16 protein-coding genes are annotated in these 17352 nt (G+C 66.3%); all 16 read right to left on the minus strand.

Features of this window, described 5'->3' with window-relative positions:
• Window positions 1-289 precede the first annotated feature (289 nt).
• The gene (locus JW876_12040; protein ID MBN1886237.1) at window positions 290-1396 is read right to left on the minus strand and encodes a C40 family peptidase; all 1107 of its coding nucleotides are present in this window, start codon (window positions 1394-1396) and stop codon (window positions 290-292) included.
• Window positions 1393-2262, minus strand: a complete 870-nt coding sequence (locus JW876_12045) for an ABC transporter permease (protein ID MBN1886238.1) — start codon at window positions 2260-2262, stop codon at window positions 1393-1395. The genes JW876_12040 and JW876_12045 overlap by 4 nt, the downstream gene beginning before the upstream one ends.
• A complete protein-coding gene (locus JW876_12050) occupies window positions 2259-3194 on the minus strand; it encodes an ABC transporter permease (GenBank protein MBN1886239.1) in 936 nt (311 codons plus the stop codon). The genes JW876_12045 and JW876_12050 overlap by 4 nt, the downstream gene beginning before the upstream one ends.
• A complete protein-coding gene (locus JW876_12055; GenBank protein ID MBN1886240.1) occupies window positions 3191-4717 on the minus strand; it encodes an ABC transporter substrate-binding protein in 1527 nt (508 codons plus the stop codon). The genes JW876_12050 and JW876_12055 overlap by 4 nt, the downstream gene beginning before the upstream one ends.
• Window positions 4718-4754: 37 nt before the next feature.
• The gene (locus JW876_12060) at window positions 4755-6062 is read right to left on the minus strand and encodes a GWxTD domain-containing protein (protein MBN1886241.1); all 1308 of its coding nucleotides are present in this window, start codon (window positions 6060-6062) and stop codon (window positions 4755-4757) included.
• A gap of 90 nt (window positions 6063-6152) precedes the next feature.
• Window positions 6153-7424, minus strand: coding sequence for an ABC transporter permease (locus JW876_12065; GenBank protein MBN1886242.1), 1272 nt, complete (start codon window positions 7422-7424; stop codon window positions 6153-6155).
• A 7-nt stretch (window positions 7425-7431) separates the two neighbouring features.
• The gene (locus tag JW876_12070; protein MBN1886243.1) at window positions 7432-8679 is read right to left on the minus strand and encodes an ABC transporter permease; all 1248 of its coding nucleotides are present in this window, start codon (window positions 8677-8679) and stop codon (window positions 7432-7434) included.
• On the minus strand, window positions 8676-9896 hold the full coding sequence (locus tag JW876_12075; GenBank protein ID MBN1886244.1) for an efflux RND transporter periplasmic adaptor subunit: 1221 nt from the start codon (window positions 9894-9896) through the stop codon (window positions 8676-8678). Before JW876_12075 ends, JW876_12070 begins: the two co-directional genes overlap by 4 nt.
• A gap of 57 nt (window positions 9897-9953) precedes the next feature.
• Window positions 9954-10631: an ABC transporter ATP-binding protein gene (locus JW876_12080; GenBank protein MBN1886245.1), complete on the minus strand. Its 678-nt coding sequence runs from the start codon at window positions 10629-10631 to the stop codon at window positions 9954-9956.
• Between the two features lie 31 nt (window positions 10632-10662).
• Window positions 10663-12009: a TolC family protein gene (locus tag JW876_12085; GenBank protein ID MBN1886246.1), complete on the minus strand. Its 1347-nt coding sequence runs from the start codon at window positions 12007-12009 to the stop codon at window positions 10663-10665.
• Between the two features lie 223 nt (window positions 12010-12232).
• Window positions 12233-12865 carry an energy transducer TonB gene (locus JW876_12090; protein ID MBN1886247.1) on the minus strand — a complete coding sequence of 211 codons (633 nt, stop codon included), beginning with the start codon at window positions 12863-12865 and terminating at the stop codon, window positions 12233-12235.
• 23 nt (window positions 12866-12888) lie between these two features.
• Window positions 12889-13248, minus strand: a complete 360-nt coding sequence (locus JW876_12095) for a biopolymer transporter ExbD (GenBank protein ID MBN1886248.1) — start codon at window positions 13246-13248, stop codon at window positions 12889-12891.
• Window positions 13249-13318: 70 nt separating this feature from the next.
• Entirely contained in the window at window positions 13319-13729 is a 411-nt protein-coding gene (locus JW876_12100; GenBank protein MBN1886249.1) for a biopolymer transporter ExbD, read from the minus strand.
• Between the two features lie 21 nt (window positions 13730-13750).
• Window positions 13751-14611, minus strand: a complete 861-nt coding sequence (locus tag JW876_12105) for a MotA/TolQ/ExbB proton channel family protein (protein ID MBN1886250.1) — start codon at window positions 14609-14611, stop codon at window positions 13751-13753.
• A gap of 196 nt (window positions 14612-14807) precedes the next feature.
• Window positions 14808-16301 (minus strand): GWxTD domain-containing protein, encoded by a 1494-nt coding sequence (locus JW876_12110; GenBank protein ID MBN1886251.1) that lies wholly within the window; start codon window positions 16299-16301, stop codon window positions 14808-14810.
• A gap of 35 nt (window positions 16302-16336) precedes the next feature.
• Complete coding sequence (locus JW876_12115; protein MBN1886252.1) at window positions 16337-17278, minus strand: PorV/PorQ family protein; 942 nt, start codon at window positions 17276-17278, stop codon at window positions 16337-16339.
• Between the last annotated feature and the right edge of the window lie 74 nt (window positions 17279-17352).

The following is a 17352-nucleotide window of genomic DNA, read 5'->3' on the forward strand; positions in this document are numbered from 1 at the left end:
CATTCGGGGAAGAACCCTTCCAGGTTGCAGAGTCTATATCACCGCACGAGTGCGGATACTTCCCGATAGCACTTTTTTTTCGGTGCGCCTTCCGGCGCCGTGTCGTCTGTTGCCGGCTCCTCCCTTCTCCTGTTCTTCCCGGTGTGTGGCTCCTGCGAACGTCGCCGCAGAACCGCTTCCGTCCCCTGGCCGTTCGAGGAAACCCCCTTTCAGATGCTCGAACGACAGTGCCTGATTTATTTGGGCGAAAAATTAACTGAGCCGGAAAGGCCTGTCAACACTTTTTTTACTATTTCCGGTGCGTCGGGTCCCGCCGCGGCCCGGTATCCTCCGCATTTCCCGCCTGCCGATCGAGCGCCGGCAGGACACCGGCGTGCAGCAAGCTTCCCGCCAGTTTCGCCTCGAGGAGGGGATCCTCCGGCAGGAGACCGTTGACCCGGACGTCGCCGTAGGCGTGGATGAACCGCCCTCCGCCGAGGTACACGGCCACGTGGCTCACCGTTTCGCCCTCGCCGAAGAAGAGGAGATCGGCCGGGCGCGCATCCTCGAGCCGGTCGCGGGAAATCGGCCGGACTGCGGCCGCCTGCCGGTCGGAATCCCGCGGAAGCTCGATGCCCTCGAGACGGCAGACGCGCAAAACGAACCCGGAGCAGTCGAATCCCTTCGCCGACGTCCCCCCCCACAGGTAGGGGATGCCGGTGAATCGCGCGGCCCGCGCGACGATCCCCTCGCGCGACGGCGGGTTCGCCGGCGCTTCCTCGAGATCCGCCTCGCCGACGAATCCCCGCTTGCCCCCGGGGATCTCGACCTCCCGCCAACCCTCCCGCGAGGCCACGGGCACGACCGCCGAACCGGCGGTGATGTCGGCGACGGGCAGGCTCCCCGCGACCGGTTCGGCGAGGACGTAGGCGACCGGCGCGGCGATCCGCATCGCCGCCCGCCGGCGCCAGTCGGCGAGCAGGTCGACCGTTGTCTCGGCGACGGACCAGGACCGCACCCATCCGTGGTAACCCCCCTGCAGGACGACGAGATGCCAGTCGTCGCGCTCGACGATCGGCACGAGTTCCTCGCCCATGATCGCCTGGGTGAGGAGCTCGGCCGCGTGGGTCGGCTCGCGCCGGATATCGGCCACGCTCGAGGTCACCTGGAGCCGGCGGGGGGTGTCGCCGAGCAGCAGCAGCCGCACCGGAACGTTTCCCGGACGCCAACCGGGGCCGCCCGCTTCCCCGCCCCCGAGTTCGCGGACCGCCTCGGCGACCGCCGGGACGCTCACCGAGACGACGATCTCCCCGTCCGGGGAGACCTCGATCGACGACCAGCTGAAACGCCAGTCGAGGCCCAGCCGCTTCTCCGTCTCCCGGATGCAGGCCGAGATCAGCGCCACCGTCTCATTCATCGATCGACTCCTTTCGCGGCGGCCGCCCGCTTCCCGCCCCGGGGATCGAGCGCGTCGCGCAGCCCGTCCCCGACGAGATTGAATGAGCAGACGGTGAGGGTGAGGACGAGTCCGGGGAAGAAGGTCAGCCAGGGCGCCGCGCGCATGAAGACGATCCCGCCGGAGACCATGCGCCCCCAGCTCGGCGCGGGAGGCTGGACGCCGAGCCCGAGAAAGCTGAGGCTCGATTCGGCCATGATCGTCATGCCCAGCCCGAGCGTGTACACCACGATGACCGGCGAGAGGCACTGCGGCAGAATGTGCCGCCTGACGAGCGAAAGATGCCCGGCGCCCGCGAGCCGCGCCGCCTGCACGTATTCGCGGTTCTTCACGGAGAGGACCTGCGCGCGGACGAGCCGCGCGGTCGCCGCCCAGCCCACGACGCCGAGCGTGAGGGTCAGCGAGAGGAACCCCGGCGCGACGACCGCCATGACGGCGATGAGCAGGAGCAGCGTCGGGAAGGCGAAGGTGATGTCGGCGAGGCGCATGATGACCGTCTCCGTCCGGCCGCCGACGTACCCGGCGAGCACGCCGAAGAACAGCCCGAGGAAAACCGATACCGTCCGGGCGACGAAGCCGACGCCGATCGAGAGCCGCGCCCCGAGCAGGACGCGGGCGAGGACGTCCCGGCCGAAGGGATCGGTCCCGAAGGGGTGGGCCGCCGAGGGGGGACGCAGGGCGGCGTCGAGATCGATCTCGCCGCCCCCGCCGGCGATCCGTCCGGCGAAGATTGCGCCGAGCAGGACGACCGCCAGAAGACACAGCCCCGCGACGGCGGCGGGACGCCGGCGGAACCTGCGGGACAGCCCCGCCTGCTCGCCCGTCACGATCCTCCCCCCTCTCGCGTCCGCGGATCGATCAGGCGGTAGCTCACGTCGACGAGGAGATTGACGAAAACGAAGACGACCGCCATGAAGAGCACCGCGCCCTGGATGACGGGAAAATCGCGTTTCATGATCGCCTGGACGACGTAGCGCCCGAGGCCGGGCCAGCCGAAGATCGATTCGGTGAGGACCGACCCCCCGAGGTAGCTGCCGAAATCCGTGCCGACGATCGTCACGACCGGCACGAGGGCATTCCGGAGGACGTGCTTGAGCAGAACGAGCCGATCGCCCATCCCCTTGGCGCGGGCCGTCCGGACGAATTCGGCGTCGATGGCGTCGAGGACGCCCGCCCGCGTGACACGGGCGATCGTCGCCATCGAGGCGAAGGAGAGCGTGAGCGCGGGAAGGACGAGGTGGCGGAGCGATCCGCCGCCGTATCCCGACGGGGGCAGGAGAGACAGCCTGATCGCGAAGACGTTGATCAGCAGCAGCCCGAGCCAGAAGACGGGGATCGACACCCCCACGAGCGATCCGCCCATGAGCAGCCGGCCGAGCAGCGGGGCCCGCCCCCACGCGGCGACGACGCCGATCGCCGTCCCGGCGATCACGGCGAGGGCCGTCGCGCTCGCCGCGAGCGCGAGGGTGCGCGGGAACCGCTCGCGGATCGCGTCGGCGACGGGCCGCCTGGTCACGTAGGACTCGCCGAGATCGAAACGCGCGAGGCGGCCGAGGTAGGTGCCGAACCTGACGACGAGTGGCCGGTCGAGACCGAGGTCGCGACGCATCTCCCCGATCGTCTCCTCGTCGTACCGCTCCCCCGCGATCGCCAGCACCGGGTCGCCCGGCACGACGTACAGGAGCAGGAAGGTGACGGTGACGACGCCGAAGAGAACGGGCACGAGGTGCAGCAGGCGCCTGCCGAGATAGGCGATCACCCGCCCACCCCCTTCAGGGAGACCCCTGTCCAGCGCTGCCCGTTGAAGATGACGGGGATTTGGTAGCCCTCGAGGCGGGGCGAGACGACCTCGTACCGGCGGGGAAACCACAGGAAGATCCACGGCGCGTCCCGGTAGACGATCTCCTCCGCTTCCCGGTAGAGTTTCGCGCGCTCGCCGTTTGCCGCCGCGGCGGCGGTGTCGAGAAGGGAATCGACGACGGCGTTCGCGTACCCCGTCCGGTTCCCTCCGCCTCCGCGGTTCGCCGAATAAAAGAGGGGTACGAGGAAATTCTCCGCGTCCGGGTAGTCGGCGAACCAGTCGAGGTAGAAGGCGTCGACGGCGCCGTTCGCGATCGCCTCCTTGAAGGCGCCCCACTCGCGCGTCACGAGCCGCGCCTGCACGCCGACGGCGGCGAGGTATCCCTGGACGCTCTCGAGTATCCGCCCGCCCTCGGGATTGTCGCGCTGCCAGATCTCCATCTCGAAGCCGTCCGAAAGCCCCGCCTCGGCGAGCAGGCGCCGCGCGCGCGCCGGATCGTATGGATAGGCTTCCGCCTGCTCCGGCCAGGCGCGGAGCCCCGCGGGAACGACGCCCCTCGCCCGGCGGCCGGCCCCGAAGAGGATGCGGGCGATGATCGTCTCGACGTCGATCGCGTGGTTGAGGGCCCGCCGGACGCGCGGATCGTCGAGGGGGGGACGCTCGAGCGCCAGCCCGATGTAGACGACCCGCAGCTCCTCGGAGGAGAGGAGATCGACGCCGGCCGTCCGCCACATCGCGAGCTCCGCCCGGGGCACCTCGAGGAGGTCGAGCCCGCCGACTTCGAACTCGGCGACGCGCGTCATCGCCTCGGGGATGATCCGGAAGACAAGGCCCCCGACGATGGGACGGGGCAGCCCGAAGGGATTGGGGGAAAGCTCGACCTCGTCCCCCTCCCGCCATGCGCCGACGGTCCAGATCCCCGCTCCCAGGGGCGCCCGGCCGTACGCGGCGCCGAGGCTGTCGGCGCGCCGGGAACACACGATTCCCGCGGCGGGCATCGCGAGCAGGGAGAGGAAGTGCGCCGCCGGGCGCTCGAGCCGGAAAGAAAGCGTCGAATCGTCCGGCGCCTCGATTTCCACCGCCTCCCACGCGCCCCCCGCGTGGAAGGCGGCGGCGCCGGCGACCGGCGCGAGCACCCACCAGCGGGGCGACCTTGTGTCGGGGGAAAGCAGCCTGCGGAAGGAGGCGGCGACGGCGGATGCCGTCACGGGCGTGCCGTCGGCGAATCGCCGTCCGGCGAGGACGAAGCGCCACGTCAGCCCGTCGGCCGAGACGCGCCAGCTCTTCGCCAGGTCGGCGACGAGCGCGCCGTCCTCGTCGAAGGCGACGAGACCGCCGTGGACGAGGGCGGCCAGCAGCCCGGAGGAATAGTCGACGGCGAAGGCCGGATCGGCCGTGGCCGGCTCCGTCTCGAGGGCGAGCTTGACGACGGAGGTCGCTTCCTCCGCGCCGCATCCCGCCACGAGGATCGCGGCGGCCACGCCGATCGCGGCGAAGATGGCCGATCGCCGCCCGTTCCTAGATCGGGCGGGATTCGAGGAGCCTGTAATCCCCCGTGCCAATCGAGTCCTCGAAGAGGAACATGATGTCCCAGTTGAAGTAGTACCAGGCCAGGTAGCCCCGCCCGTACGCCCGGTCCGAACCCTCGCGGATGTCGTCCGGCCTGCCGTACCGCATCCAGACCCTGCCCCGGTCGGATTTCCAGCCCGCGCCGTGATCCGAGAAATTGCGCATGACGTGGCGGAGCCGGAAAAGGAATTCCCCCTCGTCGGCCGGGTGGGGCCCTTCGCGTTCCCCCGACCGGGCGAGCCAGAAACGGCGCCATGCCTCCATCCGTTCCTCCGGCGCGGCGGCGGCGAGACGGGCAATCTCCTCGTCGTTTGCGAAGAGGGAGAGGATATCGAGGAGCTCGTCGAACTGCGAGACGAGGATGCCGCGGCCGAGGACGACGGTGAACCGTCCCTTCGTCGTCACGCGCTCGTCGGTCCCCGGGATCTCGACGGCGGTCTCGACGGTGTATTCCCCGATCGGAAGGAGGTCCGTGCCGAGATCGAGACAGATCCTCCCGTGTCCCCCGCGCGTGATATCGCCGCGCTTCCGGCTGTAGAGGATGGCGGGGCCGCGGTATTCGCTGATCCGCACGGAGATGACGTACTCGCGGATCTCGTCGGTCGGATCGGGGATGATCATGTCGTGGGCGATGCGCGGCCAGCTGTCGAGGCCGGCGTAGACGGCGTCGTTGTTCGACTCGAAGCGCCCATCCCCCTCCGGATCGCAGACGGAGATGGCGATCTCGCCTCCCGGCGGCGGTTCGGCGGCGGGGCCGACCGGCGAGTAGAAAACCGGGTCGCCGAGCTCGAGCCGCCCCTCCTTCCTGCCGAGCATCCTGATCCGCCGTTCCCGGTAGAATCGGCGGTCGGTGCCGATCACCTCGATCGTCACGCGGGCCGTGTATTCGCCGGGCGGCACGTCGAAGGTGCGGCGGGAGACGGCCTGGACGGCGGGGGCGCGCGTCTCGTCGTAGCTTTCGACGCCGAGCTCCTCCTCCCAGACGTCGCCGCGGACCTGCCGGCCTTTTCGATCCCTGAGATCCATGTAGACGCGGTAGGAGGCGCGGAACCCGCCCGGCGTCCTGAAGAAGACGAGGCGCCGGTACGGCACCGTCGCGCCGAGGACGAGCACCGTCCGGCCGTCGGGATCGTACTGCTGCCCGACGAGCAGCTCGAACGCGGATTGCCGCTCCGGCGAAGCGTACTGGCCGGAGAGGGGCGCCGCCGCGATGGAGAGCAAGGCCGCGACCGCCGCGACCCGGATCGATCGTCTCATCTTCGACTCCGCGAAACTCGGGTACATGATGACCGTCTCGATACGAGTATAGGTGCGTCCGCGGCCCGAGGCAACCGCGAATCACCCCCGTCACTCGTAGTGGAGGGCGGTGATCGGATCCATCTTCGCCGCCCGGTTCGCCGGGTACATCCCGAAGATGATCCCGATGGATGCGGAGAAGACGAATGCCACGATGACCCAGAGGAAGGGAACCGCGTAGGGGAAATGGATGAGGTTGGCGACGCCCCGCGCGGCGAGGAGCCCGAGAACGATCCCGATGAAACCGCCGACGCCGGTCAGGGTGGCGGCCTCGATGAGGAACTGCGTGAGGATGTCGCTCCGCCTCGCGCCGGTGGCCATGCGTATGCCCACCTCGCGCGTCCGTTCGGTCACCGAGATCAGCATGATGTTCATCACGCCGATCCCCCCGACCATCAGGCCGATCGACGAGATGACGACGAGTACGAGCGCGATTCCCTTCGTGATGTTCTCCAGCATCTCCTTGAAGGTCTCGGAGGTCGTCACGTGGAAGTCGTTCTCCTCCCCGGGCGCGACCTTCCTGAGGACGCGCAACAGCGCGATCGTCTCCTCCCGGCCCTCTTCGATCGTGAATTCGGGCTTCACCGTCAGGGCGATCTGGTAATCGTCGTACCGGCCCGACAGATCCTTCTCGTAGCTCGTGTAGGGAACGACGGCGAAGTTGTCGCCGATGGCGCCGAGTATGTGCTCGCGGGACTGCATCGTCCCGACGACCTCGTACTCGTGGTTGGCGATGCGGACCCGCTTGCCGACCGGATCACGGTTGGGAAAGAGATCCGTGGCGGGACCGTAGCCGAGCACGACGACACGGCGCTTCTTCTCGACCTCGAAATCGGTGAAGAACCGCCCCTCGTCGAGATTCAAACTGAAGAGATAGGCGAAGTTGGGCGTCGAGCCGACCACCTGCATCAGGTTGGTCCTCTCCCCCTCGTACCGGAGCACCCGCATGTTCTGGGGATCGATCTGGATGTCGACGCGGTCCACCGTGCCGAGTTCGGCGATGGCGGCGGCGTCCTCCGGGGTGAGCTGCTTGCGGCGCAGGCGATCCCGTTCGTCCCCGCCCTCCATCGGATCGAAGCGGGTGATGTAGAGGTAGGGCCGGTTGGCCGAGAGGATGTCCCCCTCGATCCGTTTCCCGAGCCCCGTGAGAACGGTGACCATCGCGAGGACGGTCGTCACGCCGATGGCGACCCCGACGATGAGCAGCGAGGATCGCAGGCGGTGCGTCCTGATGACCTCGAACGCCTGCCTGACGTTCTCCCGCCACACCTGGCCGCCCCGGCCCCGCAGGACGCCGTTCGTGGAATCGGTTCGTTCCGGCATGGCCGTCCTACTCGTGGTGAAGCGCGACGACGGGATCGAGTCCCGCCGCGCGGCCCGCCGGGTAGGTCCCGAAGACCAGCCCGATCATGAAAGTGACGATCAGACCCGCGGCGATCGACCACGGGGCGATCAGGTACGGCAGCGGCGTGAGCAGGGAGATCACCGCCGCGATCGTGAATCCGACCAGGATGCCGATCGTTCCGCCGACGATCGAGAGCGTGACCGATTCCACGATGAACTGCCAGAGAATATGCGAGCGCCGCGCCCCGAGCGCCTTGCGCAGCCCGATCTCCCTCGTCCGCTCAGTCACGGAGACGAGCATGACGTTCATGAGGACGACCCCGCCCACGACGAGCGCGATGGAGACGATGAAGATCAAGGCGTTGAAGATCGAGGTCGAGATCTTCTCCCACAGGGAAACGAGCTGCTGCGAAGTGGATATGGAGAAATCGTTTTTCTCGAGCGGCCGCAGCCGGTGGCGGATCCGCATCGCCATCGTCGCCTCGTCGATCGCGTCCTCCAGTGCGGTGATGTCCTCCGATTTCACCTTGATCTCGAGCGACGTGCGCGCACCGTACAGCTTGAGAAAGGCGTTGACCGGAACGTAGACGAAGCGGTTCCGCGACTCTCCCATGACCGTGCCCATGTCCTCGACGACGCCGATGACCCGGAAATGCTTGCCGCCGATCTTGATCTTCCGTCCGATCGGCTCCCGTACGCCGAAGAGGCGCTCGTAGACCTCCCATCCGAGCACGGCGACGGCGGCGCTCCGCTCGTTTTCGAGCCGCGAGATGTGGCGGCCGACCTTGAGAGGCGCCTTCTCGATCATCGGGTATTCCGCCGAACGGCCCCTGATCGCGATCCCCTCCGCCGTCTCGTTTCCGAAGACGACGTTGTCAGTCGCGCTGGCCGCCGCCCCGATCTGCGAGGCGGAGTGAACGGACTCCCGCACGTGCTCGACGTCGCTCATGCGGATGACCGGATTGCGGGCGATCGCCTCGAGAAAGCTGTCGAGATCGGTGATCGCCTCGAAGAAGTTGATCCGCTCGATCGTGAAGACGTTGCTCCCCTCGTCGGCGACCTCCTCCCGCACGTACTCGTCGATGCCGCCGATCAACGAGACGACGGCGATGACGGACATCGTGCCGACGATGTTGCCGAGGAGCGTGAGAAACGTGCGCAGCTTGTTCTCGCGGAGCGCGCCGAGCGCGATCCGCACGCCCTGGAAGATCAGCAGCGCCGGTCGGCCCTTCATCTCTTCGCGGCCTTCCGGGCGACCTTCACCCGCTGGCCGTCGCCGAGATCCCTGATCGCCCTGAAATTCCCGCTGACGACCTCTTCTTTCTCATCGAGCCCCGAGACGACCTCGAAGTGCTGCTGGCTCGATATGCCGACATCGATCGGACGGAACCGGGCCCTGCCGCCCGTGACGACGAAGACGCCCTCGATCTCCTCCTCGGCGTCGACGCCGGTCGAATCGGCGAGCGCCTCGATGTCCTTGCGCCGCCGGACCGTCAAACTCTGTATGGGGATCGTCAGGGCGCTGTCCTTCTCGGCGACGGTGATCTCCGCGTCCGCCGAGAGCCCCGGCCTGACGCTGACGATCGAATCGATGACGGTGATCACCACCTTGAAGTCCACCCCCTGCTGTCCCGCCGTCGACGCGGAGAGTATCGGGCTGTTGCCGATCTCCGTCACCTCGCCGGCGTAGGTCGTGTCGGGGAAGGCGTCGAGCGTGATCTCGGCCCGGTCGCCGAGATTGATGTGGACGACCTCGGTCTCGTCGACCTCGACCTCCGCCTCGATCGTCGACAGGTCGGCGATCGTGAGGAGCACGGTGCCGGGGATGTTCGTCGTCCCCATGATCGCCGTCTCTCCCTCCTCGACGTTCAGCCGTGTCACGATCCCGTCCATCTCGGCCTCAATCGTGACCTCGTCGAGATTGTGGCGGGCGCTCTTCAGGTTGGCCTCGTACTGCTCGATCTGGTGTTTCGTGGCCTGGTGGGCGGCGACGGCCACCTCGTACGCCGTCCGCGTCGTCTCCACCTCCTGCTCGGTGAGATAGCCCCGCTCGGAGAGCGGCCCCGAGCGGTCGAGGTCGCTCTTCGCCTGCTGGACCTGGGCCCAGGAGCGACGCTCCTCGGCGCGGGCCGCCGAGAGGGACGCCTCGAGCTGGCCCACGATCGACTCGAGCTGGATTGGATCGATCTGGAGCAGGAACTGGCCGCGGCGGACGACGTCGCCCTCCTCGACGGCCACGCGCGTGACCTTCCCCATGCTCCGCGCGCTGACGTCGACCTGCCGTTTCGGCCGGATCGACCCGGACGCCGAGATGACCATCGATATGTCTCTGCGCGAGACGACCTCCGTCTGCACGGAGACGGCGCGCCCTCCCCGGGCGCGGAGATTGACGATGACGAGCACGGCGATCACCACGGCGATCGCCGCGAAAATCAGGATCCGCTTCTTCATTGATCCCCCTTACCTTCGCGGTCCGCGATCGGAGCGTCCCCGGCGCCCCCGGAGCGGTCAGTTCATCCGTCTGTCGAACTCGATCCTGCCGTCGAGGAGCCTGATCACGCGTTTCGAATGCTTCGCGATGTGCTCCTCGTGCGTCACCATCACGATCGTGTTCCCCGCCGCGTAGATGGAGTCGAAGATCTGCATGATCTCCTGGCCCGTCTTCGAGTCGAGGTTGCCCGTCGGTTCGTCGGCGAGGATGATGGACGGCCGGTTGACCAGCGCCCGCGCGATCGCGACCCGCTGGCGCTGGCCGCCGGAGAGCTCGTTCGGCCTGTGCAGCGCACGATCGCCGAGGCCCACGCGATCGAGGGCCTCCGTGGCGCGCCTGCGCCGCTCGGCCGCGCCCACGCCACCGTAGATGAGCGGCAGCTCGACGTTCTGGAGAGCGGTTGCACGCGGCAGGAGATTGAAGGTCTGGAAGACGAACCCGATCTCCTTGTTCCGTATGTAGGCCAGATCGTCGTCGCTGAGGTTGCTCACCTCCTGCCCGTTGAGCCAGTACCGCCCGTCCGTGGGCGTGTCGAGGCATCCGAGGATGTTCATGAACGTCGATTTCCCCGAGCCGGACGGCCCCATGACGGCGACGTACTCGTTCTCGGCGATATCGAGATCGACGCCGGCGACCGCCTCGATCCGCTGCACGCCGACCTCGTATATCTTCCTGACTTGCTCGACCTTGATCAGCATGTTCCTCGCTCCCGGGACCGCCGGTCCCTCATTCGTGCTTCTCGCGGCCGGTCGCCCTCGACAAATCGGCCACGGCGATCAGGTAATCGCATTTCGCCTCGATGACGTCCGCCTTCGCCTGCGTGAGGGCCACCTGCGCGTCGATCGTCTCGAGCATCGTTCCCGCCCCGACCCGGAAGCGCTCGTCGGCGAGCCGGAGATCCTCCATCGCCTGCTCGACCGTCTCGGTGGCCACGTCGATCCGCTCCCGGGCCTCGCGGATGCTGAAGAGCAGGCTCTTGATCTCGCGCACCGCGTCGAGACGGGCGTTCTCCAGGTCGTACTCGGCGATACGCTCGTTCGCCCGGGCGGTCCGCACGTTCGAGGCCGTCCGGAACCGGTCGAACAGATTGATCGAGACGTACCCGGTGACGCTCCACTGGTACTCGTTCTTGAAGAAGTTCAGGTTGTCGGCCATTTCGCGGTCATTCCACAGGTAGCTGAAATTCGCCCCGATCGTCGGCAGCCAGCCGCTTCTCGCGCCGGAGACGTCCGCCCGAGTCGCGCGGATCGTATGGCCGAGCGAGCGCAGGTCGGGGCGGTTCGCGAGAGCGAATGAGATCTCGTCCTGCTCGTCGGGTTCGACGAGCATGATCGTCATGGATGTGTCGACGGCGACTTGGCGGCTTTCGCGCATATTGAGCAGTTTCGCGAGGTCCTCCCGCGTGAGCTCGACCGCGTTCCGCGCCTGGATCAGGCCGAGCCGCGTGTTTGAGTGGCGGACGCGCGCCTTGAGGACGTCCGCCCGCGTGGCCGAGCCCACCTCGAGCAACGCCTCGGAACGGTCGAGGTTCTGCTTCGCCTGGTCGAGCGCCTCCGCCTGCACGAGCGCCAGCCTCCTGCTTCGCACGTGATCGTAGTATGCGCGGATCACCTGCGCGGCCAGCAAATCCTTCTCGTAGCGAAGGCGTTCGCCGGCGGCGTCGCGGTAACGCATCGCCGATCTGACGCCCGCGATCGAGGCGCCGCCGTCGAAGAGGGCGATGTCCGAATAGAACCGGAACGTGTAGCTCTCGTAGTCGAATCCCTCGTTCTGGACGGGACGCCCCTGCGCATCGAACTGGACCGAGGCCGACGGTCCGAACACCTGGTGGCCGGTATAGAAATCGACTCCGATGCTGGGCAGGAACCCCCCGTAGTTCATCAAGAGGTTGCTTTCCGATTTGCGGTAATTCTCCTCCGAGATCCCGATGCGCGGATTGTTCGCCAGCGCGATCCTCACGCACTCGTCGAGCGAGAGGCCTTCGGCGCCTGCGCCGCCCGCGGCGGCGAATAGGGCGAGCATGCAGAATCCGGCGATCAGGGCCGGGACCCGGGTGGCCGTGTGCTTCATCATCGACACCTTTCGTATCGCGTTCCCGCAACCGGTCGGCATGACCGGGCTCAACAGGAATACGGCCCGGCGGCGCCGCAGGTTTCAATCGGAAAGCCGTTGTTCCACATGTATATCACAGCCGCCGAACCCCCTCCACCGTAAATCGCGGCTCCAACCCGAGCCAAACGGCAAAAAAAACGCCCGGCACGGAACCGGGCGTCTCGGTATCGTCTGTGTCGCGGCGTCAGGAGCCGTGGATCCTGAACCTGATGGGGATCGCCATGTGCGCGGGCACCGGCACGGTCCGCTGCTTCGCCGGCTTGAAGCGGAACTTCTTCGCCGCGGCGATCGCGGCCTTCTCCATCGCCGGCGTCACGTCCGACTGGATGACGATGGCTTCCGCCACATCGCCCTTCTCGGTCACGAGCACCCGGATCAGGACGGTCCCCTCGATCCCCGCCTGCTGCGCGAGGGCCGGATAGGACGGGCTCACGAACTTGATCAAAACCGGCGGCTCGTCGAAGGCATAGAACTCCTGGGCCTGCTCGCTCGCGGGCGGCGGCGGCGGCGGAACGTCCTCGATGCTCTCGAAGCTCGTCGGCGCGATCTCCGCCTCCTCGTCCACCTCCTCGCCCTCCGCGGCCTCCATGGGGATCGCCGGCTGGGCGATCTCCTTCGGCGGAGGCGGGATATCGAACTGCTCGGGAAGATCGACGGCCTCGAAGTACTCTTCCTTGAGCACGTACGGCTTGAACTCGAATTGCGGCGTGAAGTAGAAGAGCAGGAAGTGGATCAGTATCGCCACAAGCAGAGAGTTGCGGAGATACCGGTTGTATCCCTTCTTGAATTCTACGTTTGCAACAGCTACAAGGGCCACCCTGCTACCCCTTTATTCGGTTGTCATTCCTCGTCGCCGCCGACGGAGACGAATGTCACGTTGACGGCGTTCGCTTCCTTGAGCTCCTCGATGATGTCGGACACGAGGTGATACTGCGTCCGGTGATCGACGTTGAAGGCGACGATCAGCGAACGATTCTCCTCGAAGCGCCTCGTCACGAGCGCCTGGATGTTCGAGATACGGACGAGCTTGTCGTTGATGCTGATCCGGTTGTACCGGTCCGCCCAGATCTGCATCAGCCGCTCGCGCTCCAGCTCGGCCCCGGAATCGGCCCGGGGGAGCTTGATCGGCAGCCCTTCCTCCATCTTGAAGATGGTGGTCACCATGAAGAAGATGAGGAGGAGGAAGATGATATCCGCCATCGACCCTGTCGGGATCGAGCTCTGGACGGTCTGTCTTCGTTCGAATTTCAAGGCTTCAGCTCCTGTATCGTCAGCCTTCTGCGCTCAGCGTCCTGAGGGAGATCCTCGACGCCTTCGCCAGCCGCAACTCGTCGAGGATGTCGATCATCCGGCCGTACGCGGCCTGCTTGTCGGTCTCGATGACGATGACGAGCTTCGGATTGGCCATCAGCTTCTGCTCGATGATCGGCTTGATGTCGCTCAGCCCGACCGGACCCGTGCCGCGGATCACGATCGAACCGTTGGCGAACGCCTGTATCGCCAGAACGTTGTCGCGCTTCAACTTGACCGTCTGCGACTGCTTTCCCGGCAGGGACATCGGCAGACCCTTCTCCACGGCGAACATCGTCGTCACCAGGAAGAAGATGAGCAGCAGGAAGTTGATGTCCGACATCGAGGCGGTGCTGAATTCCGCGCTGACCTTGCTTCGTTTCTTGATCATGTCTTTTCTCCGTCGCGGCGGTTACCGTCCGCCGGCGGCACCCATCTCGATCAGTTCGTTGACCAGCTCGCTGGAAGCCTCCTCCATCTCGAGAACGAAGCGGTCGATCTGCGAGACGAAGAAGGAGTGAGCGATGCTGGCCGGGATGGCGATGATGAGACCGGTCGCGGTCGTGATGAGCGCTTCCTCGATACCCGACGCCACGACCTTCGCGCTGACCTGCTCGGCGGCGGCGATCGAGGCGAATGCGCTGATCATACCCGACACGGTGCCGAGGAATCCGAGAAGCGGCGCGACCTGCGCGACCGTCGCGATGGCGACGAGTCCGCGCTCGAGGAACGAGGTCTCGATCCCGCCGGCCGTCTCGATGGCTTCCTTGACGGCCTCGGGACCGCGGTTCGCACGGAGCATCCCGGAGTGCAGGATGGCCGCGATCGGGCCGCGAGTCCGCTCGCAGACCTTCATCGATGCGTCGATGCCCTCCGAGCGCAGCGTCGAGATGACGTCCCCCATGAGGTGCCGCACGTTCGTGCGTGCGCGGGAGAGCGTGAAGAGGCGCTCGATGATGAAGACGATGCCCGTTACCGAGGCGATCAGGAGGAAGTGCATGAACATCCCGCCCTGGGTGTACTTCTCTCCGATCCCGCTGTGCTTGAGGTTGTAGAACCAGCCGAGACGCTCGCGCTCGACCATGTCATCGATCTTGCGCGCGATGGCGACCGAATCTCCCTTGGCCGTGCCGAGAGAATCGGTTTCGGCCTGGACCGTCCACTCCTGGACCGGGACGGCCGAACCTTCCTCCTGGGCGAGGATCGGCCCCGCGACGGCGAGCATCAGGACGGTGGCGATCAGGATTGCCGCAAAGGGGCTTCTCTTGAGCATACGACGCACTCCTTGCAGTGACGGATGTATTGACGTCTGACCGATCAACACAGAGACGGATCATTCGCGAAAGCGGCCGCGTCCGGAGCGGGCGACATCCACCCCGGTGATTACCGCGACTGCAATAAAATAGTTTATGCGTCCCCCCTTGTCAATAGAAAATCCCGAAAGCAAAAAGGCCTGAACTCGTTACGTATCATTCTGATACCTGAAATTCCTCCGAGTCCGCCGCGAGGCGGTAATTCCCCACACCGTCCTTGTCGATGAAGAGGTACCGCAGCCCCGCGTGTATCGTCATGAGCATGTCCCGCTTGAAGATCGGATCGCCGTTTCCCGTATAGACCCAGAGCTCGTACCCGCCCGTGTCGTGTCCCTCCGACCCGCGGTAGAACCGCGATCGGGTCCGGTTGTCCACCAGGCGGAGTTCGTCGGCCTCGGGACCGGTGGCCGAGCTGAACACGACCACCTGGAACTCGTCCTCGAGCATATCGATGGCCGATTCCAGCTCGTCCCTCGTCTTCGGCAGCACCTGCTGGACGATCTCGTCCGGGGGCCCGAACCGGATGAAGATCTGCCCGCGATCGGAAAGGGCGCCGCGCTGCATCCAGCCGTAGGTGCGGTCCGCCCGGGCGACGCGCTCGCGGAAGACCTCGTACGTCTCGTTGTACGCGGTGGACGGCGTCGGGTCGTTCTCGCGCCAGAACCGTGAGAGCATCTGCTCCTGCTCGCCGATGCTCTTCTGCCGGAAGATCTGGAAGTCGCTTCCCGACAGGACGATTCGCGCCTCGGTCATGACGTCGCGGCGCGGTTTCCGCCAGTTCACGAGCTGCCAGGCGACGCTGAAATCCTTTCCCGACGAGGCGGTCTCGCCCGAGCCGGTAAAGGCGTCGACGAAGAGGCGATAGGTATCCGCCGGAAAGGTGTTGACGTCGAAACGCGCGAAGATCGTCTTGCGGCGGTCGTCGACGACCGATTCGACCCGCTCCTCCGCCAGCACGTCGCCGCGCCTGTCGACGACGTAGAAATCGAGGGCGAGCGAGTCGCCGATCGACCGCTGCGGCGCGAGAACACTGACGAACAGGGAAAGGGTATCGTTCTTGAGCCCGTAGATCCGGATCGGGTTCGGCACCCAGGAGCCGTCCGGTTCGAAGCGCCAGACGAGAACGGGATCGCCCAGGGCGAGCCGGTCCGTTCCGAAATCGGCGACGACGACGACGGCCTCACGGATCTCGGACTGGAGGTGGCGGTCCTTGATCATCCCGAAGAGGGACTTCTCCCGCCGGTTGAGATCCTCGACCGTCACGTCGAGGCTGTACTGGCCGGGATCGACGAGGAGGGAATCGGTGAAGTAGATGAAACCGGAAAGGTCGTCTTCGACGGGACGCTCGCTCCGCGCGTCGCGGAGTCCGAATGCCTTGTCGTAGACGACCGTTCCCTCGAGGGAGAGCGTCAGCCGGATCCGGACCGAGGCTTCGAACCGCCCGTCCGTTTCGCGGTAGGCCACCTCTTTCGTGGGGATCGCGACCTGGAAGAGCTCGAGCGTCTTCTCTCCCGGGACCGGCAAGGAGGCGACGTCGACGAAGAACTCGAATTTCCCCTCGCCCGTCAGCGCCTCATCGGCGCCGGCCGCCAGCGGCACGCCCAGCGCCGCCAGCACGATCAGGGTCGGGAATATGCGGACAAGCCTCATCGACGATCCGGGCCTCCGGCGACCCTCTCCGCTCCCTAGTAGCTGAAGTTCAGCGTCACACGATGCGCGCTTCCGAGATATCCGAGATCCTCCCACGCGTAGTCGAGCCCGATGTCGGAGGTCTGGCTCGTATCGATCCGGAACCCGACGCCGCCGGCCACGCCCTGCGAATCGTACTCGATGTTGTAGCCGCCGCGGAGGAAGAAGAACTGGTTGAATCCGTACTCCATGCCGACGTTCATCCGTTCCTTGTTGTCGGAGGGATGGGAGAACTCGCCGGCGGCGAGCAGCGCATGCGCACCCTGCCGGTAGGCGTCGACCGAGAGCCCGACGCGGAAGAGCGTGGGCAGCTTCGAGGACCGGTCGTCGAAATCGACCTCGGCGCCCAGGCTCTGGATCATCATGCCGAGTTTCATCCCCTGGATGCCGATCCGGTAGATCAGGCCGAAATCGAAGGCCATCGTCTCGACGCTCTTGTCGGCCAGCCCCATGTGGATGAAGTTGGCCGTGATGCCGGCCGAGAACCGGTCGGTGAAGTACATCGCGTACGAAAGACCGAAGGACATGTCGCCGGCGTCGAAGTACCGGTTCGTCCCCTGCGGCATGTAGATCGTCCGCTCCTCCTGCGGATCCATCGTCAGCGCCCGGGCGCTGATCCCGAAGGTCCCGGGGAAGTACGGCGTCGTGAAGACCGCGCCGGCGAAATAGACGTCGATGTCGGCGGGCCAGACGACCGAATTGAGCGTCACCTGCGTCCGGCTCAGCTCGACCATCCCGGCGGGGTTCCAGTAGATCGCCGACGCATCGTTGGCAACCGCCGTGAACGCGCTTCCCATGCCGGCCGCGCGCGCCGACGTGTTGATCTTCAGGAACTGGGCGGCGTAGGTCCCCACCTTCTCGAACGGCTGCGTGCCTCCCACGGCCAGCCCCGGAACGAGCGCCAGGAATATGACCCCCACGAATACCTTGCGCATCATCACCAGACCTCCTCGAAAGTTCTCTCGCTTCGCACTCATCGTATGACGACGAATTTCCCGATCGTCCGCGGGAA

The sequence above is a fragment of the Candidatus Krumholzibacteriota bacterium genome (assembly GCA_016931295.1).
In the GTDB taxonomy this organism is placed as follows: domain Bacteria; phylum Krumholzibacteriota; class Krumholzibacteriia; order Krumholzibacteriales; family Krumholzibacteriaceae; genus JAFGEZ01.